The 20,143-nt window shown below is 46.8% G+C and carries 20 protein-coding genes; 9 read left to right on the top strand and 11 right to left on the bottom strand.

The features are described from left to right. Positions 1-208 precede the first annotated feature (208 nt). Positions 209-2,116 carry a molecular chaperone HtpG gene (htpG, locus tag ACED36_RS18180; protein ID WP_016961052.1) on the bottom strand — a complete coding sequence of 636 codons (1,908 nt, stop codon included), beginning with the start codon at positions 2,114-2,116 and terminating at the stop codon, positions 209-211. Positions 2,117-2,312: 196 nt separating this feature from the next. On the opposite strand from htpG, the gene ACED36_RS18175 reads away from it, so the two are divergent. Together ACED36_RS18175 and ACED36_RS18170 are read left to right on the top strand one after the other, a co-directional pair. After that, positions 2,313-3,206 (top strand): transcriptional regulator, encoded by an 894-nt coding sequence (locus ACED36_RS18175; RefSeq protein WP_026023976.1) that lies wholly within the window; start codon positions 2,313-2,315, stop codon positions 3,204-3,206. Further along, complete coding sequence (locus ACED36_RS18170) at positions 3,197-3,748, top strand: regulatory protein ToxS (RefSeq protein ID WP_016961050.1); 552 nt, start codon at positions 3,197-3,199, stop codon at positions 3,746-3,748. Before ACED36_RS18175 ends, ACED36_RS18170 begins: the two co-directional genes overlap by 10 nt. Positions 3,749-3,908: 160 nt before the next feature. Here ACED36_RS18170 and recR read toward each other — a convergent pair whose 3' ends face one another. The 5 genes from recR to ACED36_RS18145 all read right to left on the bottom strand — a co-directional run bounded on the left by recR (position 3,909) and on the right by ACED36_RS18145 (position 8,427). Continuing rightward, positions 3,909-4,511, bottom strand: a complete 603-nt coding sequence (gene recR, locus ACED36_RS18165) for a recombination mediator RecR (protein WP_016961049.1) — start codon at positions 4,509-4,511, stop codon at positions 3,909-3,911. Positions 4,512-4,530: 19 nt separating this feature from the next. Next, on the bottom strand, positions 4,531-4,860 hold the full coding sequence (locus ACED36_RS18160; protein ID WP_016961048.1) for a YbaB/EbfC family nucleoid-associated protein: 330 nt from the start codon (positions 4,858-4,860) through the stop codon (positions 4,531-4,533). A 138-nt stretch (positions 4,861-4,998) separates the two neighbouring features. Next, positions 4,999-7,260 carry a DNA polymerase III subunit gamma/tau gene (dnaX, locus tag ACED36_RS18155; RefSeq protein ID WP_016961047.1) on the bottom strand — a complete coding sequence of 754 codons (2,262 nt, stop codon included), beginning with the start codon at positions 7,258-7,260 and terminating at the stop codon, positions 4,999-5,001. A gap of 105 nt (positions 7,261-7,365) precedes the next feature. Further along, positions 7,366-7,911: an adenine phosphoribosyltransferase gene (gene apt, locus ACED36_RS18150; protein ID WP_016961046.1), complete on the bottom strand. Its 546-nt coding sequence runs from the start codon at positions 7,909-7,911 to the stop codon at positions 7,366-7,368. Positions 7,912-8,028: 117 nt separating this feature from the next. Then, positions 8,029-8,427, bottom strand: coding sequence for a YbaN family protein (locus ACED36_RS18145; protein ID WP_017004283.1), 399 nt, complete (start codon positions 8,425-8,427; stop codon positions 8,029-8,031). 312 nt (positions 8,428-8,739) lie between these two features. On the opposite strand from ACED36_RS18145, the gene ACED36_RS18140 reads away from it, so the two are divergent. Further along, the gene (locus tag ACED36_RS18140; RefSeq protein ID WP_016961041.1) at positions 8,740-9,093 is read left to right on the top strand and encodes a TraR/DksA C4-type zinc finger protein; all 354 of its coding nucleotides are present in this window, start codon (positions 8,740-8,742) and stop codon (positions 9,091-9,093) included. A gap of 12 nt (positions 9,094-9,105) precedes the next feature. Here the strand turns inward: ACED36_RS18140 and ACED36_RS18135 are convergent, their stop codons facing one another. From ACED36_RS18135 to ACED36_RS18125, 3 genes are all read right to left on the bottom strand, one after another. Then, complete coding sequence (locus ACED36_RS18135; RefSeq protein ID WP_016961040.1) at positions 9,106-9,495, bottom strand: hypothetical protein; 390 nt, start codon at positions 9,493-9,495, stop codon at positions 9,106-9,108. A gap of 16 nt (positions 9,496-9,511) precedes the next feature. Next, complete coding sequence (locus tag ACED36_RS18130; protein WP_016961039.1) at positions 9,512-10,144, bottom strand: DUF2057 domain-containing protein; 633 nt, start codon at positions 10,142-10,144, stop codon at positions 9,512-9,514. A gap of 67 nt (positions 10,145-10,211) precedes the next feature. Beyond that, entirely contained in the window at positions 10,212-11,240 is a 1,029-nt protein-coding gene (locus tag ACED36_RS18125; RefSeq protein WP_016961038.1) for a porin, read from the bottom strand. A 516-nt stretch (positions 11,241-11,756) separates the two neighbouring features. Here ACED36_RS18125 and dinG point away from each other — a divergent pair. The 6 genes from dinG (at position 11,757) to ACED36_RS18095 (ending at position 18,245) form a co-directional block, all read left to right on the top strand. Further along, positions 11,757-13,835, top strand: coding sequence for an ATP-dependent DNA helicase DinG (gene dinG, locus ACED36_RS18120; RefSeq protein ID WP_016961036.1), 2,079 nt, complete (start codon positions 11,757-11,759; stop codon positions 13,833-13,835). A gap of 34 nt (positions 13,836-13,869) precedes the next feature. Then, positions 13,870-14,643, top strand: coding sequence for a TSUP family transporter (locus ACED36_RS18115; RefSeq protein ID WP_017004287.1), 774 nt, complete (start codon positions 13,870-13,872; stop codon positions 14,641-14,643). A gap of 81 nt (positions 14,644-14,724) precedes the next feature. Then, the gene (gene priC / locus ACED36_RS18110) at positions 14,725-15,273 is read left to right on the top strand and encodes a primosomal replication protein PriC (RefSeq protein ID WP_016961034.1); all 549 of its coding nucleotides are present in this window, start codon (positions 14,725-14,727) and stop codon (positions 15,271-15,273) included. 9 nt (positions 15,274-15,282) lie between these two features. Then, entirely contained in the window at positions 15,283-16,197 is a 915-nt protein-coding gene (locus tag ACED36_RS18105) for a histone deacetylase (protein WP_371733655.1), read from the top strand. Next, a complete protein-coding gene (gene rsmS / locus ACED36_RS18100) occupies positions 16,194-16,364 on the top strand; it encodes a pleiotropic regulatory protein RsmS (protein ID WP_016961032.1) in 171 nt (56 codons plus the stop codon). Before ACED36_RS18105 ends, rsmS begins: the two co-directional genes overlap by 4 nt. Positions 16,365-16,823: 459 nt before the next feature. Next, on the top strand, positions 16,824-18,245 hold the full coding sequence (locus ACED36_RS18095) for an alanine/glycine:cation symporter family protein (RefSeq protein ID WP_371733654.1): 1,422 nt from the start codon (positions 16,824-16,826) through the stop codon (positions 18,243-18,245). 102 nt (positions 18,246-18,347) lie between these two features. Here ACED36_RS18095 and ACED36_RS18090 read toward each other — a convergent pair whose 3' ends face one another. Both ACED36_RS18090 and ACED36_RS18085 read right to left on the bottom strand, forming a co-directional pair. Further along, positions 18,348-18,587 (bottom strand): TIGR02647 family protein, encoded by a 240-nt coding sequence (locus ACED36_RS18090; protein WP_016961030.1) that lies wholly within the window; start codon positions 18,585-18,587, stop codon positions 18,348-18,350. Between the two features lie 131 nt (positions 18,588-18,718). Continuing rightward, on the bottom strand, positions 18,719-19,906 hold the full coding sequence (locus ACED36_RS18085) for an MFS transporter (protein WP_371733653.1): 1,188 nt from the start codon (positions 19,904-19,906) through the stop codon (positions 18,719-18,721). Between the last annotated feature and the right edge of the window lie 237 nt (positions 19,907-20,143).

Genomic DNA, 20,143 nt, shown 5'->3' with positions numbered 1-20,143 from the left:
AACCTCACGTCCTGAGTTTTAGCACGCTAGAGCACGTTTCGAACGGTTTCCCGTTAAACGTTCTTTGCACTAAAATTCGTGCTGACTTGCCCGATAAAAAATTCGATTTTCATGTCTCAATGAGGGCGTTTAGGTATATGACATAAATAAGCCCAGCTTTTCATGCTGGGCGTATATTGATGTTTATCTATTCGTTACCTGAATGCAATTAGCCTTTAGTCAAGAGTTGGTTAACTGCAGTCAAGAACTGTGACGGATCTTCCATTGAACCGCGCTCTGCGAGCATGGCTTGCCCCAACAGCATTTCCACCCAACGACCAAATACCGCCTCGTCGGCTTCATCAGCCATTTGTTTGATTAATGCATGCTCAGGGTTCAATTCGAAGATGTACTTTACTTCTGGCGCTTGCTGACCCGCTGCTGCCAGTAGTTTTGCCATCTGTGTGCCCATTTCAAACTCATCCGTCACCACCACTGCTGGTGTTCCTGACAGCTTGAAGGTCGTGCGTACTTCTTTCACTCGATCACCCAAGTAAGCTTTCGCACGCTCGACCACAGATTCAAACGCTTTTTGGGTTTCTTCACGTTTTTCTTTCTCGGCATCATCGTCAAACTTGCTCAGATCCAGGTCCGCTTTCGTGATGGCCTGGAACTGCTTACCGTCAAACTCTGGCAAATAACTCATTAGCCATTCGTCTATACGGTCATACATCAGAACCACTTCAATACCTTTCGCTTTGAACTGCTCAAGGTGCGGGCTGTTTTTAGCCGCTTGATAGCTATCTGCCGTCAAGAAGTAGATTTTGTCTTGTTCTTCTTTCATGCGTGAAACGTAGTCAGCCAGTGACACGGTTTGCTCACTGCTGTCAGTGTGCGTTGATGCGACACGCAGCAGACCCGCAATTTTCTCACGGTTTGAGAAGTCTTCCGCAGGGCCTTCTTTTAATACCAAGCCAAACTCTTTCCAGAAGCTTTGATATTTTTCAGCGTCGTTATTTGCCATACGCTCCAGCATGGTTAAAACACGCTTGGTACAGGCATTGCGCAGCGTTTGCGTCACTTTGTTATCTTGCAGAATTTCACGTGACACGTTCAAAGGCAGATCATTTGAATCAATCAGACCACGAATGAAACGCAGGTAGTTCGGCATAAACTGCGCGGCATCATCCATAATGAACACGCGCTGGACATATAATTTCAGGCCGTGTTTGTGATCACGGTTGAACATGTCCCATGGTGCTTTTGAAGGCACATACAGCAAGCTAGTGTAATCATTCTTACCTTCTACACGGTTGTGGCTCCAAAGCAGTGGATCCGCAAAATCGTGGGAGAGGTGTTTATAGAATTCTTGATATTCTTCGTCACTGATATCAGATTTTGAGCGGGTCCAAAGCGCCTGCGCTTTGTTAATTTGCTCCCACTTACCTTCGTCTTTTTCGTTGCCTTCTTCGTCGCGTTCTTTGGTCCACATTTCAACCGAAATACCAATGTGATCAGAATATTTACCAATCACTTCACGAAGACGCCATTCATCTAAGTATTCTTTGTCATCTTCACGAAGGTGCAGGGTGATTGACGTACCACGGGTTGTTTTCTCAATGCCCTCAATGGTGTAGTCACCTTCGCCAGCAGATTCCCAAAGGGTCGCATTCGCATGGTCAGTGCCAGCAGCGCGGGTAGTGACAGTCACTTTGTCCGCCACGATGAACGCAGAATAGAAACCCACACCAAATTGGCCGATAAGTTGGCTATCTTTGGTTTGATCATCTGAAAGTTGTTTGAAGAAATCGGCGGTACCTGATTTTGCAATCGTCCCCAAGTTCTCGATCACTTCTTCACGAGTCATGCCGATACCATTGTCATCAATGGTCAGGGTTCCTGCTTCTTTATCAACACTCAGGCGCACACGTAAGTCGCCTTCATTTTCATACAGTGCAGAATCAGACAGCGCTTTAAAGCGTAATTTATCTGCCGCATCAGACGCGTTTGAGATCAATTCACGTAAAAAGATCTCTTTGTTGGAATAAAGAGAGTGAATCATGAGGTGTAGCAGCTGCTTCACTTCAGATTGGAAACCTCGTGTTTCCTTATTATGTAGAGTGGCTTGATCGCTCATTATAACTCCAAACAAATGTGGTTCAGTTAAGTACCCTCTTTAGATAAGGCCGTAATGTTGCTTTTCAAGGTCTAAATTTCATTTTTTGATTTCTTGAGGTCTTTTTCGCAATTCGAGTATAATCCTTCTCAATCCCGTCCAAATTCAGTGGTTTTTATCTAAAATCGCTCAAAATACGCGCAGGTTAATATATCGGATGTTAATTAAATCGAACCGTTACCTTCTGGGAGAGCGTTTTGTCTTTTCTCCTAGCGAAAGCTCGTTGGTCGATCTCCATGAAAATGATGACCTCGTCAGGCTGGGCAGTAACGAGTGCCGGGTACTGATGGTTCTTATCGAGGAACCTCACGCTATCGTTACGCGTAATCGCATTCATGACTATGTTTGGCGTAAACAAGGTTTTGAAGTCGACGACTCCAGCCTAACCCAATCTATTTCCACACTGCGAAAAGCGTTAAAAGATTCGACAAAGCACCCACTAGTGGTCAAAACCGTGCCTAAACGCGGCTACCAAGTTATTTGCTCTGTCGAAGCGTATAACGACCAAGCAGTAGATCTGCCGCATACCGTTGAGGCGACAAATCAAGAATCCGAGCCAGAAGTGACATCCGGTGAGATTACAGAGATTCAAGAAGACGACATTAAAGTCAGCGAGCAACACGACGTGTCTGTGGCGCCAGAGCCCATAGTTGCTGACGTATTCGCCCAGCCAAACGTTGTTAAAAAAGTCAAAACTCCCCTGAGTTCTTGGACTGCCTTTATTTTGGCGCTACTGGTACCCATCGCATTTCACGTTTACTCGACGCCAAAGTCTGAAGCATTTCGTGAAATACTCACCGTACAAAACATACCCGTCTATATCCCAGTGACCAATGCGCGTATTAGTCAGTGGCAACCTATGGTTGAACGATGTGTCGCTAAGTACATTAGTTACTATGGTCAGGATCGCGAATTAGAAGAAGTGATTGTGACTGGTGGGCAAGATAGCCAAATATCATTGAATTACATTCACAGCGAAAAAGATGCAGATGAAAACCTCACCTATGTTCTGCTGACGAGCCATGAGGAGAGTCATACGCTATGCCGTTAATGAACGCACCGCGCAGAAGGGATCAACTTAAGCGCTTCGGCCCTTTTGTTTTGCTACTGCTCTCGATTGTTGGCAGCGGCTGGGTATACCTGGGTGAAGATTTCCGTATCGGTAATCTGTTGCTTACCAAGCATTGGAACTCTAAAACCATTAACTATATTGAAGAGTCAGCGTACAGAGATGTCACTGGCCTAACAACCACAGAACAACATAGCAATATGGTGTTCTTGCCGGACAATACCTACTCTCGCGATACGCAGATCATACTGAAAAATGAAACCGAAAATATTCAGATAGTGATGTCTGTTTCCGAATCGGGCGAGTGGGAAGTCAGCGGCGGCTATTTAAAACTGAAACTGGGTCAAATCAAAGACGTAACAACAGGCGACACCACAGAGTTGTCTGAAGAAGACCTTGCACTGGTGCGCACCTTCTATCGACTCGGTGCGGAGAAAGTTCGACGTATCGATGTCTTGGGCGACGGTTCATTACTTCTGACGAGTTTGAATCATGGTTCGATGATTTTATACAATCAAAGTTAGCCTTACACTCTCTGTTTCTTTTTCGAATCCATTTTATAAAAACGTCAGCATTGCTGGCGTTTTTTTGTTTTTCTCTTTTTTGGAAGTGACTCGTCATCATCAGGTTTGATCGGAAAAAATAAAGGCCGATCTCTCGGCCTTTATCTATTCAAACAAATCATTAACCTAATCGGTGTCGGCCAATGATGGAATGGGACAAGGTTGTACCGTCCACCAGTTCTAGCTCACCTCCCATGGGAACGCCATGGGCAATACGACTCGCTATCACACTATGTTCAACGCATAACTCGCTGATGTAATGCGCAGTAGCTTCGCCTTCAACCGTCGGATTCGTCGCCAAAATCAGCTCAGAAATAGACTCAGTGGCAAGGCGTCGTTCCAACACATCCAAACCAATGTCTGTCGGCCCAATCCCATCGAGAGGTGATAGGTGACCCATCAGCACAAAGTAGCGACCAGAATATTGGCCCGTCGCTTCAATGGCTGCAATATCCGCGGGGCTTTCTACCACGCAAATCTGCCCATTTTCCTGACGACGAGGATTGGCACAAATCGCACATTCCTCTTCCTCAGTGAAGGTTCGGCATTTAACGCAATGACCAATATCTATCATTGCCGATTGCAGCGCTTCAGATAGCCTAATGCCACCTTGACGATTTCGTTGAAGAAGATGAAAAGCCATACGCTGTGCCGACTTCGGGCCTACACCCGGCAGACAACGTAACGCTTCCATCAATTGTTCAAGCAGTTGGCTTGTACGCATAATTAATTAACGAATTCCGTTAGAATGGCATTTTAAAGCCTGGTGGCATCTGCATACCGCCAGTCACATCGCCCATTTTATCTTTTTGTGCTTCTTCAACACGACGCGCCGCATCGTTGAATGCCGCAGCAATCAAATCTTCCAGCATGTCTTTGTCGTCTTCCATCAAACTTTCATCGATTTCGACACGACGAACACTATGGCTGCCCGTGATGGTGATTTTCACTAGGCCTGCACCTGCTTCACCGGTCACTTCCATGTTTGCGATTTCTTCCTGCATCTTCTGCATGCGCTCTTGCATCTGCTGCGCTTGCTTCATCAGGTTGCCCATTCCGCCTTTACCAAACATAATTTTCTCTCTTTTTGATGGAGCTATTTACCTTGAGGTCGACACTCAATGTGGCCTCAACTTAGTTCATTGTGGCCAATCATAAAGCGTATACCGCTAAAAATTCAATTTCGAAAAGTAAATAGCCTCTTAGGTGGTTTATATAGGTCGAATGCTCTCTTCATCTATTTCTGCAGAAAACCGCTGACAGATAAAGCGAACATTTGGATCATCACTCAGGTTTTGACTCGCCTGAGCCAGTTTTTCTGTGTAAAGCTTGTCTCGCCATTCCAGTGGTGTCGTGCCCTTTTCACTCAACTCGACAGAGAGAGTGACGGCAAAGCCAAGCTGTTGGCTCAATGCTTCAACAAGCACCGCCTGCGCGGGTTCTGTGTTTAGATGGCCTTGTTCCGCGCGAAGAAACAAGTGGATCTGCTGTCCGTCTTGCTCCATCGCAGCATTGAGCGCCATTTGCTTAACAAGACGCGGAATGTTCAACGCACTGGCTATTTGACTCCACGGATCTTGTTCTATGGATTCCACCTCAAGCTTTTCACGCATTTCTGGCGTACGTTCATGCGCTAACGCTTTCTTTATTTTCTCTGGTGTAATCACGGCTATTTGAGGCGCGGGCGCTGCGAATGTTGGCTTCCAACGATAAGCGTCATCACCAATATTCACTTCAGCTGTCGGCATCGACGCAGCTTGGAATTTTGCCGGATCGGCAGGTTTATGCTTTGCCGCGATCCTCTCCATCACTGACAGCGATTCGCTGCCAGCCGATACCGTTTTACCCTTTTTTGGCGATTGGCCCTCTTGCTGACGTACTCTGCTTCTCAGCATATTACGTGCAGCTAATAAGCTTCCCGCGGATGAACCACCTTGTGATCCAGAAGTCGACGTCGCTGTATTCGTGCTTCCCGTCTGAACAGGCATTTGGGGCGCTGATGATTCAGGTTCAATATGCCCATCTTGCTCATATTCACGCTGCGCATCTTGCTCCATGGCCGCCATGTGTGAAGACAACTGTGGGTCTTCATCATATTGCGGCTGCGCAACAGGCACAGACTTTTGCGGTGCAGCCTGAGAAGGTGCTACCGCAGGCACAGCCGTCGATGGCATCGCCGCAGGAGCAATGGTTGGTGAGGCGGCCTGAGGTGCAGGAGGCACTTCCACATGTGGCTGAGGCACTCGGCTATAAGCCACTTGCGCTTTCAACGAGGCGAGTCTGTCTTGCGCGACCGAGCTTGCAGCTTGCGCAGGTGAGCTCTCGGCTGTTATTGAAGCGGGTTCTACCGATGGAACGGCAATCGATGCAGGTTCGAATTGAGACGACGTCACAGGTCTAAAGGCCAACAGACGCAGTAACACCATTTCCAATCCAGCACGACCGTCCGGTGCATACGGCAAATCTTGACGCCCTTGAAGCGTAATTTGATAAAACAGCTGAACGTCTTGTGGCGACAATGTGTGCGCCAAAGACAAAACGCGTTCAGCATCAGGCGAAGAAGCATCAACCGATTCAGGCAATGCCTGCGCCATGGCGACACGATGAAGCTGCGACGCGATTTCTTTTAACAGTCCGTCCCATTCAACGCCGACTTCAGCAAGATGGGTCAAACACTGCATGACATGATCAGCGTTGCCTTCAGCCAGAGCCTCCAACAGCAAAATCGCTTGGTCTGTACTCAACGTACCGAGCATTTCGGTGACTTGCAGTTCAGAGACTGAACCATTGCCAAGCGCGATGGCTTGATCGGTCAGCGACAGCGCATCACGCATACTGCCTTCAGCCGCACGCGCGATCAGGGATAATGCACGAATCTCAGAAGGCACTGCTTCTTGCTCAAGTACATACGTGAGCTGATCTTTAATTTGGGTCGCATCCAGGTGCTTCAGGTGAAACTGAAGACAGCGAGAAAGTATCGTGACAGGCAGCTTTTGAGGATCGGTGGTCGCCAACAGGAATTTAACGTATTCGGGCGGCTCTTCCAGCGTTTTGAGTAAGGCATTAAAGCTGTGTCTTGACAGCATATGCACTTCATCAATCAAGTAGACTTTGTATCGCCCACGTGCCGGCTTGTATTGCACGTTATCAAGCAAGTCACGGGTATCTTCAACCTTAGTACGGGACGCGGCATCGATCTCCATCAGATCAACGAATCGACCTTGATCGATTTCCTGACACGTTGAACACACACCACACGGCGTTGATGTGACACCTTGTTCGCAGTTCAAGCCCTTGGCAAAGATACGAGCAATGGTTGTTTTACCCACGCCTCGGGTACCACTGAACAAGTAGGCGTGATGCAATCGGTTGTGATCTAACGCGTTAGCTAACGCGGTCAGAACGTGTGACTGGCCGACCACATCGCGAAACTGATGCGGGCGCCATTTTCGGGCTAATACCTGATAACTCATGCGTTATAAATTCTGGTGATAATCTTCGGCAATCGTAGCACAGACACAAAAAGAGCGCGATCCTGACGATCACGCTCTTCCATCAATAACCGTTCAATTGGGCAATTAGTGACCGTCGAATTCACACAGGCTGTAAACATCAAGGCCGAGTGCTTCAAGGCGCGTTTCACCGCCAATCTCTGGCAAGTTAATAATGAAAGCGGCGTGAGCGACTTCGCCACCTAAACGACGAATCAGCTTAGTGGTCGCTTCGATTGTGCCGCCAGTCGCCAGCAGATCGTCGACCATTAAGACCTTGTCACCTTCTTGGATCGCATCGACATGAATTTCTAACGTGTCGACGCCATACTCCAACTCGTAGCTTTCACTGATCACTTCACGTGGCAGTTTACCCGGCTTACGAACAGGCACAAAGCCAACGCCCAACTCGAGCGCCAGCGGTGCGCCGAAAAGAAAACCGCGCGCCTCTGTACCCACAATTTTAGTGAAGCCTTGGTCACGATATTTCTCAACCAATAGCGCGATGGTGGTTTGGTAGGCTTGCGCATTTTCCATCAAGCTAGTGATGTCACGGAAAATGATACCTGCTTTTGGATAGTCAGGAATGCTTTTGATGCTGTCTTTAATAAATGCGATTTTGTCTTGGCTCATAATAGCTCACCACGAGAAGTGGCTTCCGTAATACTCAGGAAGTGTGTGTGTCCCATTGCGTGAGTGCTTTACATTGGGCATTAACGCCCGCCCGACAATGGGGACCAAACCGCCATGTTATGTATTTTCAGGGGCGTGAGCAACAGGTTCAATTTCGCGCAAACGATTAAACCAAGTTAAAAGTACGCACGCCATCACAATCAGCATACATTTGTGCCAAAGCTCAGGGACAACAGCAACAGAAAGGGAAAAGCTCAGGACGATGAAGACATTGGCGCGACGTTTGATTTTTCGATCAATCGCACGATGCTCATTCCAATTACAAATGATGGGACCAAATGTGGGGTGTTGATGCAGCCAAGCTGCAATACGGGGAGAGCCACGCATAAAACACGCACTGGCTAACAACATAAAAGGGGTTGTGGGCAACAGCGGGAGGAATATACCGATAACGCCTAAAACAACCGATATCCATCCGAGGATGATAAATAGAAATCGTTTTAAAGAAAACTGCACGCTCCCCCCTTGCTTGCAGATTATCTGCTCAACATGCCGATCCACGTTAGGGTTGCCGGCAATGTTGGGATCAACACCACTGCCACCATTCCCAAAAAATATACGGCATTAAACGGGTCTTTGTAGTTAGCATCCATCATTCACTTCCTTCTACTTCAACATCTATTGATTGGGCTGACAATATAACCGTTTACCACCGCGCTAAATACCGACAAACATCAGGGTTTATCCGCGTTGTCTTGATATATATCAGAGCACGAATACCGTGATTCGCTAGACTACTTCGGATATGACGCGCACTGAGATATCACCATGCTTGATATAGAAATCGTAGCACAGCTACAAAAAAACCTCGTAAATGAGAAAGAAACCGTTCGTAGCAGATTGGAAGATGCGCTGATTGAACTGACAGGATTAGATGTATCCAACGTACCGACGGCACATCTGATTAAACTTTGCAGGAGAGAAAGTAGTACCTTGCATGCTGATGGCTTACGCTTAGAAAAAATTGATGCGGCACTTTGTGCAATCCACACAGGTCTCTATGGGCTCTGTGCAGACTGCGAAGAAGAAATTGCTTTAGACGATTTACAACGAGACCCAGCAGAGTTACGTTGTGAAGAGTGTCGTAATCACAATCACTATCATCACGAAAAAGCCTCTTAATTGAGGCTTCTACTAATTGCAGTCTCCTGCGGAAATGACATCGGTAACGAAGCCATTGACGAACCAAGTTCGCACACCTAACCCTTGATTAATCGCTTCCCCATACTGATTACAGGTGTGAAATCTAATATCGTCTGCGACTTCACTTTTGTTCATGTTCCAATACCAGCGATTGCTGCGAAGTTTTTCTACAATCGTCAGCAATGCCTTATCTTCTTCGTAAATAAAGTGTGTTGTTGCGCCCCTTGACGACTGTATAGGAGCGTCATTCAAAACCAACAGTTTTTGGTTCAACCCATCAGGTACTTTTCCCTGATAATCAGACGCTGGCAAACTATTGACCAGTGAGTTTTGACACCCACCCAATACGAGAGGAAGAACCAACACAGCCCAATGCTTCATACAACCATCCTTGATATTAAAAGTCCTGTTCAATCATCCAACGCTTGAATGCTTTCTTCTCTTCGTTGGTTGCTTTTGTATACCAAAGTTTTAGCTGCGTGACTGTATCACCCTTGATATCAATATTACCTTTCTCATCAACACTAACCAAAACGTCTTCTAAGTCTTTTGCTTCGCCACCTTCAATGACGATACCGTTTTGTCGATTAAACTCTGCAACTGCTTTTTCCATATTTCGATAAGAACCAAAGCCACTGCCTGTCATCAAAGTACCCGTAACAACTTCAGTATTACCTGTAGAAACAGTCTCAACTTCCCACACAGGTTTTCTAAAAAAAGCGGCCGCTTGGCTTTCAATTCTAAATTTGGGCACAACCAGAGCTAAATCGTCATCAGAGACGTCCAGATCTAAAACATAAGGTTTTGATGTGAAGATGACGTTTTTGGAACCACGCTTCACCTCATCGTCATAACGCGCGACGATTTGATGACGACCAGGTGTCAAATCCAATCGCTTATCGCCATCATCGGCGATTTTTTTTACGTTCTTACCATTAACGACAAGAAACTCAATACCATTTTTTGCGGTGATTTCGGCTGCACCTGCAACGCCAGATAAAGCAAAAAAACCCACCAACAACATTTTCATTACATATCTTCCCTAAATAAAAAGCCGCCCATAAGGCGGCTTAATTAAGTATAACTCTAGGCAATGCTTAGAATTTAACTTCCATACCAAGTACGTAACCAGTATCAGTATCTTGGTCTACGCCGCCAATCTCTTTGTCAGCCACACCAACTTCCGCATAAACTTTTGCGTTGCTTTGCAGTTTGTAAGTTACGTTTGCATACAAGCTAGTAGATTCTTGGTTTGCAAAACCGCCTTTGCCTTTACCATCGATCCAATCATAACCGACAGCAAAAGACGTTTTCTCATCAGCCTGATAACCACCAGAGATACCAAATACATCTACATCCATTTGTCTTGTAGAAGCTGCTGCTTTGTCTTTATACTCAATTTGACCGTAAGCCAGCGCTACATCAAACGCATCGTTAATCGCGTAATCGAGTTCAAAGTTGTAACCTTGAGCATCAACTACATAGCTCGCGCTTTGAATATCTTCAGACAGGTTTTCACCGTCATAGAAGTATACGCGAGCATCTACAGATTCAAAACGTCCACCAATAACACCATCGATAACCTGGGTACCGTCAACACCTTTCGTCTTGTCACTGTCTAGATCAATTTCAGCGCCAGCATAGAAAGCACCATTGTCAAAACGCCATTTGATAACCTGCGCACCTTCGTATTGAACAAAGTTTGTTTGCTCAGTGCCGAGTTCGTAGTCTTTTTGGTTGCCAGCATCATCAATGATCAGAATCTGACGACCAAAAGTGATAGTACCAAAGTCAGCGCTCGCAAAACCAACCCACAACTCGTCATTGTCAACATTGCCAGTTGCGTTGGCTACACCATTATTGAAATTGTTTTCGTATTTGAAACCCATACCGGCAACAGCGTCTAAGCTATCGCTAACTTCGATAGCCGTTTTCAGGATCAAGTCTGCATCGTCAATGCGAAGGTAGCTATCTTCTGTTTTGCTATAGCCTTTGTAGTATTGGATTTCAGCTGCGCCTGACAGATCAACAGAAACGCCGTCTCCATCGTACAAGTTAACGCTTGCTTGTGCCGCGCCTGCTGCCAACAGAGCTGGAACTGCCATAGCTAGAATTGTCTTTTTCATGTTAATCCACTGCCTTTTCTTTATTAGAATGGAATTCCTGTTCCAGGATCCCTTTTATATTTGTACTTGTCACAGCGTCACAAAACCCTGCAACAAATACGCTTTAACTTCGAAACTTAGAGTGCAGAGAAATCTAAAATCTGTCAAATCCACAAAAATCAATATCAAAAAAACAAAAAACCATTTAAATACAGCCATATAGACAGACAGCCTCGAGCGAGATCACAATATTAATGTCAAAATGTAAAAAATCTGCAAAGTTACTCGCAATATCATCACGATATATAAATCCGAAAAACAGCAACAAAACAAAGATTTTTAGCATAACATACTGCAAATCACTCCACTATTCAGTGAATGGCATTCACTATGGTTTTCATAGCGATAGCTAATATTAGTTCAACTCATATTCGTGATCTGAATCCCAAAACAAAAAACAAATGACCGAATACTTGAACTCATTCACATTCTCCAGCCGTGATATAATGCGGTTCCCGTTACCTTTATGTGCCCTCAATGCTTAGTCCATCAGTTAAAAAAGACATACGTTGCAGCTACGAGAATTTAAAAGCGCAATTGCAGAATTTTGTTCCAAGAAAGGCGCAAAACTACCTTGTTGCAGAGTTAGCAAAAACACTTGCTGGGGAGTACAACCCCAAGCGTCGAATTCTGGTTGCAGAGGCAGGCACGGGCATCGGGAAGTCAATGGCTTACCTGATGGGCTCTATTCCTTTTGCATTGAATAACAACAAAAAGGTCGTTATCTCTACCGCCACGGTTGCCCTGCAAGAGCAGCTCATCGAAAAAGACCTGCCGTTGTTCAGACGGATCATTCCGAAAGAATTCAGCTTCGTCTTAGCCAAAGGCCGTCAACGATATTGTTGTGGAGAAAAACTCGCCGGTGCAGCGAGCGCCGAAGGTCATGGTCAACAGGCGCTTTTTGAAAAGAAACCTAAAAAGTCTGATATCGACCTCGTCAACGACATGTATGAGGCATATAAAAAGGGGAAGTGGGACGGGGATAGAGACGCATGGCCGAAAACCATTCCCGACTCGGTCTGGATGAGCATTATCTCAGACAAGCACACTTGCCACTCCGGTTTACACGCACACCGAGGCTGTCCATTTGCAAAGGCGCGTGAATTTCTCGACAAAGCAGACGTGGTCGTTGCCAATCACAGCCTTCTTATGGCGGATTTGGAGCTTGGCGGTGGCGTGATACTCCCAGAACCTGAACAAGCGCTATATATGATAGATGAAGCGCACCATCTTCCTATTGTGGCACGCGACTTTTCGGCAGCATCGGCAAGTTTAATTGGTGCGGCTTCGTGGTTAGAGAAACTCAATCAATCCGCATCAAAACTCGCTAACGCAGGCGACATCAAACGTAGCAGCCGATTCCTTGATGCACTTCAAACGGGCATCCAAGTTCTTATTCCCGGGCTTCGTGCAGTGCGCGAAATGCTCAAATCGCTGCCACTTAATGCCGATGGCATCTATCGCTTTGAAGATGGCGAGTTGCCTGAATCTCTGGTTAACGAAGCCAAGGAGCTGCAAAAGGCAGTCAAAAAAGCTCATCAATCTCAAGCAAAAATGCATGACCTTGTGTCCGAGCGAGTGAAAGACGGCGAGATCAGCGCCCGACTTGCCGATCCCCTGCTAGCTGAATCCGCGTTCTTCCTGCAACGGATGGAAAACCTAGAAAAGGTTTGGACACTGATGGCACAACCCAACGCCACCAAAGGTGCGCCTCTGGCTCGCTGGATCCAACAATGTCCTGAACGTGAAAATGATCTTGTCGTGCATGTTTCCCCGCTCGAGATCGGTTGGCGACTCGACCAACTGTTGTGGTCGCGCGCAGCAGGTGTGAGCTTAATGTCTGCAACACTTCGCGCGCTCAATTCGTTTAGCTATTTTTGCCGCCAAGTCGGGTTGGATGAAAACGATGGCACACGTTTCTTAGCCCTGCCATCGCCGTTCGACTACCAAGAAAACGCATTGCTCGTTGTTCCATCGTTACCTTATGAGCCACAGCAGGATGGGTTTACCAACATGCTTCCTGACGTATTGATGGAATACCTTGAAGGGCAAACATCTAGTCTCGTGCTGTTTTCCTCCTATTGGCAAATGAATCAAGTGGCAGACAAAATGCGCGCCCAGATCAAAAAGAATGGATGGCATCTTCATATTCAGGGAGAAGCGTCACGCACGGCCATTCTTGACGCGCACCGGCGCTGCTGCAAAGAAGGAAAGGTGAGCGTACTGTTTGGTACAGGCAGCTTTTCAGAAGGCCTGGATCTGCCCGGTAATCAACTGACAAATCTTATTATCACAAAGATCCCGTTTGCGGTTCCCACCTCGCCCGTTGAAGAAGCCCATGCAGAGTACATTGAACGGAAAGGTGGGAATCCTTTCCTGCAAATTTCAGTTCCAGAGGCAAGTAAAAAGCTTATACAATCAGCAGGTAGACTGCTGCGCAAAGAAGACGACTCAGGTCGAGTGGTCTTGTTAGATCGACGCGTCGTTACCCGCCGCTATGGCAAGGCACTGTTGGATGCTTTGCCACCGTTTAAACGTGTCATAGATCACTTATAGCCTTTATGACACACAACTTGACGAGCCACCTTAAATGCTAGAACTTTTTGACCCATCCACTATTGCCATTCTCGCCGTGGTTGCATTTTTGGCTGGCTTTATTGATGCTGTCGCAGGCGGAGGCGGCATGCTCACTGTACCCGCTCTCTTGTCAATTGGCCTACCGCCGCACATTGTTTTGGGTACCAATAAACTCGCCGCCACGTTTGCCTCCTCAACAGCAGCGTTAACCTATTACCGTAAAAAGCTTTTCTCGCCGACATTTTGGCGTCAGGCATTTTTTGCCACGTTAGTGGGGGCAATATTAGGTACTTTACTGGTGAACTACATCAGTACCGCATGGCTTGAGAAAGCACTGCCTCTTATCATATTGGCGATAGCGGTTTACACCATCTGGCATCCACAGCCGAAAGTCGATGGGCATGCATTGCCAAAAGATGACCCGAAATTAAAAACAAAACAATGGGGTCAAGGGCTCACGCTTGGTTTTTACGATGGCGTCGTCGGGCCTGGAACGGGCGCGTTTTGGGTCGTTTCGTCGATGTCGATGTACAAGATGAATATGTTGTTATCATCCGGTCTCGCAAAGGCGATGAATTTCACCAGTAACATTACTTCGCTCATCACCTTTATCATTCTTGGTCACGTTAACTGGGCAATTGGCCTCACTATGGGCGTTTTTCTGATGATGGGCGCTTTCATTGGCGCACACTCTGCGATTCGTTTTGGCAGCGCTTTTATTCGCCCTGTGTTCATCACCGTTGTCGTGATACTGTCGGTGAAGCTCGCCATCGATGCGTGGTTCTAATACCAATCAGCGTAAATATTCAGTCATTCTTGCTGGTTTATCCGATTGGTATGATTTTTCACCGTCAATTTGAGAAATAACATGGATTTATCCTCGCTAAAAGAACAGCTCAATGCATTGGCCATTCAAGCCGCTGAGATAGATAGACGACGCGGCGAAGGCATCAAGCCACTGTTTGATGAGCGCTTGTTTCGTACCCTTTCTCGTTTCCTCACGCCTTGCGTGGCAGAAGCAAAAAGCGTGGTGGACACACTAGAACGAGAACAATCCAGTGGACGGCTATCACCTCAACGCGCTGAACATCTTTGTGAAAAACTCATCAATCAAATTAGCGCGTTGCAACGCGAAATGGCGACGGTATCGATTCGACAGAAAGAGCGTAGTTTTGCACCGAGGTTCGGCACCTCCACAGGGCAACTATACCAAGAACTTGCTCAACATCAGGAGTGGGAGCGGCGTTTAGCCGATATGGTACGCGATGCGGAATTGAACATCGCGCATGGTAATACTATCGCGGAACAACAAGGCGCACAGAAAAATTTGCTGGTCGCGGAAAACCGACTGGCACGTTGTCGAGAGTCCAAAAAGAAAATTGAAGCTCGGATTGCATTTCGAGAAAAGAAAGGGTGATAAGAAAATATGTTACCCCTTGTTTATCATGAAATGTATTCTAATTTCCCGTTACCTGACGGACATCGCTACCCGCTTCAAAAATATCAATTGCTTAAAGCATTTATCGAGCAACAGCAATGGCCCGTTCAATCGTTTGAACCTACTGTCTTGTGCAGCGACAAACTAAAGGCCATTCATCATGTCGACTATGTCGATGCGCTCATCTCTGGCAGCCTCCCTTTGGTCAAAATGCGACGAATTGGTTTTCCTTGGACCCCAGCGCTGATTCAGCGATCACTGACATCTTTAGGCGGTACAACACTCACGGTCGACAAAGCAATTGAGCACGGTGTGGCGATTCACCTTACTGGCGGCTACCACCATGCACACTATGATTTTGGTAGCGGATTTTGCTTGTTTAACGATCTTATTCTTGCCGCTAACCATGCACTGTCTTACCCGGGAATTGAAAAAGTGCTCATTGTGGATTGTGATGTTCATCAAGGTGATGGCACCGCAACACTGGCACGAGATCGATCTGATATCGTGACACTCTCTGTGCATTGCGATAAGAATTTCCCATCGCGCAAACCTGAATCTGACATCGACTTACCCATGCCCATCGGTACAGACAGCGACAATTATCTTCGCGAATTTATACCCTGTCTGACACTCGCCCTCGCGCAGCATCAACCCGACATAGTGATCTATGATGCAGGCGTTGATATTCATACCGACGATGAACTTGGCTACATGTCAGTCTGCCAGAGTGGTATTGCGCAAAGAGACAACGCAGTATTTGAAGCGTGTAAAGCACACCAAATTCCTGTTGCTGCAGTGATCGGTGGCGGTTATCGTACGGAACAGACGGCACTGGTTCCGCTCCATGCAGAACTTGTTCGCGCGGCATTGAACACCTACTACCCACATACCGAGATATGAAAACAATGAATCAATCTGGATTAGAACAAGCACCTGACGACGTAAAACTTGCCGTCGATCTTATCTATTTATTGGAAAACAATAACGTGACGCCTGAGACCGTGTTGAAAGCGTTAGAGATCGTAAAAGCGGATTTTGAAAACAAAGTACAACGTCAAGAAAACTGATTCTTCAGTGCACAGCCCAACGCTTGACTAAGCAGGGCTCGTTTCATTTCTTCGCCCCCTACTGCTACATCTATCCCAGTCGAATTCACACCTACAATGTTAACCAATTTCAGTGTTTATGTTGGAATTTCCCATCAAAACCCACCCATATGATTACAGAACGTACAAATGGCAAAACTTTCAGATGCTCAGATCACCAATTTGAAGTATTATCGCGCCGTTTTAAATCTCATGGCGCTAAAAGCTCATGAGTTAAGACTGGCCGTAGGGACATGCTCAAACGGATTTGGAGATAGCGCAATAGACGCGCAACGCTACAGGCCATGAATCTCTGCAAGGAAGCGTCGCCAGGGTGATTTTTGTTACCCGGGGCAGAGAGCTGAAAAGGAAGTTTCAGATCCCTTGTCTCCTCCTTATCGCTCCGCTGCCTTTTTATTTTTGACGACAGTAGAGTTTGTTATGACGGAACTAAAAGAATTATTCGTATCCTTTGTCGATGCCGGGAATGGCTTGCTATGGGGAAGCGTGCTTATTTACCTTTTGATCGGCGCGGGTCTGTACTTCACTATTCGCACTGGTTTCCTCCAATTTCGCTCTTTCGGGCACATGTTCACACTCATCAAAGGCAGCCGAGAAGGCGCTGATGGTGGTATTTCCTCTTTCCAAGCGTTCAGTACCAGCCTCGCGGCTCGCGTTGGCACCGGTAACATGGCAGGCGTCGCTGTCGCTATCTATCTGGGTGGTCCTGGCGCCGTATTCTGGATGTGGGTCACGGCATTGGTCGGCATGTCTACTAGCTTTGTGGAGTCAACACTGGCTCAGGCATACAAAGTAAACCACAAAGACAACACGTACCGCGGTGGCCCGGCTTATTACATCGAAAAAGGTCTAGGTCAGCGCTGGTTAGGCATCGCCTTTGCGATTTGCTTGATTGTTGCATTTGGCTTGGCATTTAACGGCGTGCAATCAAACTCGATTGCCGCAGCGATGAACACCGCATTTGGCACTGATAACACCTGGGTAGGTATCATTCTGGCCATAGGTGTCGCGCCAATTATCTTCGGTGGAATGCGCTCCGTCGCGCGTGTTGCTGAACTGGTTGTGCCATTCATGGCTATCGGTTATCTGATTGTGGCCGTTTACGTTATTGCCATTAACATCGGTGTATTGCCTGAAATTTTTGCCACTATCGTGAAAAGCGCGCTGGGCTTTGAACAAGCTGCCGGCGGTGCGATTGGCGCTGCAATGATGCAAGGTATCAAACGCGGTCTATTTTCGAATGAAGCGGGTATGGGTTCGGCGCCAAACGCAGCTGCAACTGCGACAACACGTCCAAACCACCCTGCCGCCCAAGGTTACGTTCAGATGCTGGGTGTGTTTATCGACACCATCGTTATCTGTACAGCAACAGCATCCATCATCCTGCTTTCTGGCATGTTGGATACGGAAAGTGGCCTAACAGGTATTGCACTGACTCAAGCAGCACTGGTTACCGAAGTAGGCCCATGGGGCGCAGGTTTCGTTGCTATCGCTATTTTGTTGTTTGCATTCACGTCGTTGATTGCCAACTACTCGTATGGCGAATCAAACATCGAGTACATATTCAAAAGCAAGTTAGCAATCAGCATCTACCGTGTAGCCGTACTGGCTATGGTAGTGATTGGTGCAGTGGTCGATTTGCCAACCGTGTGGGCATTCGCTGATTTGTCGATGGGTATGATGGCGATGATTAACTTAGTCGCCATTCTGGGACTTTCTGGCGTCGCGTTCGCTTTGTTGAAAGACTACGAGGCACAACGCAAGGCTGGTAAAACGCCAACCTTCGACCGCAAGAAGTTCCCGAAACTGGACAAAGAAATCGACAAGGACGTTTGGCAATAAGCCTCGGCTTATACCAATCGAATTAAGTCAGCGGTCATTAAAAAAGGGAGCCTTCGGGCTCCCTTTTGTGCATCAAGAAAATCATTGGTTGGTCGGTGTCGACTAAGGCTCGGATCTTAGAATGCGCAAAGCTTCTTTGGCGTGCTCAACCGCATCACGACCAATAGATGTCAAATACCCACCGTCTTTCGCTGTGACCAGTTTTTTATCATACAAACGTTCTGTGGCAGCAACCAGAATAGGATCAGCATCGCTGCGAACCTTTAATCCCGCCATGTCTGTTGAAAGTGTAAATTTCACCAGTACATTCATTTCTTCAAGCAGTTCTGAGGTAAAAAGCATAAGGGCTCCGCAATCATTTACAATCAAACAGTTGAGTCAATATAGACCTTCAAACGTGCGGTAAACTGTGCCGAGATCAAGAACTGGTCGATCAATTTATTCAATTTCCAGTAAAACCTCAGAAATTTGATTTATGCCACATCTTGGGTGTGCTTCGTTCTGAAAAATCGCACTTCATTTCCAGGCTCTGGTGCTGAAGGAATAAAGCGAGATAACACCAACGAACTCAACGCCAACGCTGTCCCGAACAAAAATACAACCGTTGGAGAATACAACCATACCAACCCTAACGCCGCAGGAATGATAACTGCCGCAATGTGATTGATGGTGAAACTGACACCTGCCGTTGACGCAATATCTTGTGGATCGGCAATCTTTTGAAAATAGGTTTTAATGGCAATCGCCATAGCAAAAAACAGGTGGTCAATCACATACAAGGCACCCGCCATTTGCGCGTTCTCAACAAAAGCATAACTCGTAAAGACAATGGCGAGACCCATGTATTCAACGGTCAGCGCCCGTCGCTCTCCCACCCTGCCAATCCACGCGCCAATTTTAGTGGCAAACAACATGTTGAAGGCATAATTAACGATGAACAGTAGACTGACCTCACCCACTGAGTAACCGAACTTCTCCACCATCATAAATCCCGCAAATACGATGAAGATTTGTCGGCGTGCGCCGCTTAAAAACGTCAAGCCGTAATAAAGCCAGTATCGTTGACGAAGAATTAACTGACGTGTTTGTACGTGGGGCGAATCAAACGAGGGGAAGCTAAGCCACAGAAACAGCACGGCGCCCAAGCCAAAAAAGCCGAATAACATGTATACCGCATTGTAGTCCGCACCTAGCCATTCCATGACAAACCACACAGTGGCATAAGCGATGAGACTCGCGGCGCCTTTCCAAGCCAATACTCGCCCCAAAAACTGCGCACTTTTGTCTTTATCCACCCACTGTAGAGTCAACGACTGATTCACCGTTTCGAAATAGTGAAACCCAATCGACATCACCACGGTGGTGAGATAAAGCCCCCATTCGCTAGGAAACCACCCCGTCACAGCCACCCCGATGCACATCAGGGCGAGAAACAAAATTGCAAAGCTCTGCTCGCGTATCCAAAGCAGCAAATAGATAGCAGTAAATGCCAGAAAGCCAGGGACTTCGCGCAAGCTTTGTAATATCCCGATTTCTTTCCCCGTAAATGCCGCTTTCTCTACCACAAAGTTGTTAAGCAAAACATTCCAAACAGAAAATGTCATCGCCATGATGAAAGCCATCGCGATCAATAAGTTCGTTGGTGTTTTCAGTGCATTCACGCAGACGCTCCCAGCAGGTTTTTCCACACTGTAACTGCGTTGTATCAAATAAGCTAACGAGAATGGTTTAGGTCAAACATAAGAATCATTGAAGTCATGTTGCTTATCGTTTGAAGATGATTGAAGAAAGAAGGGGGTTAAACGTTAAGCAGGAGAGCAGGAGGGTAGGAGTTAATCGGTAAAGGCGACGTTAAGCTAAAGTATGTAAGACGTGAATGGCAACAAAAAAGCAGCTGA

This window comes from Enterovibrio sp. FF113, from assembly GCF_041439165.1.
Classification (GTDB): Bacteria; Pseudomonadota; Gammaproteobacteria; order Enterobacterales; family Vibrionaceae; genus Enterovibrio; species Enterovibrio norvegicus_A.
This window is presented reverse-complemented; position numbering and strand designations above follow the sequence as displayed.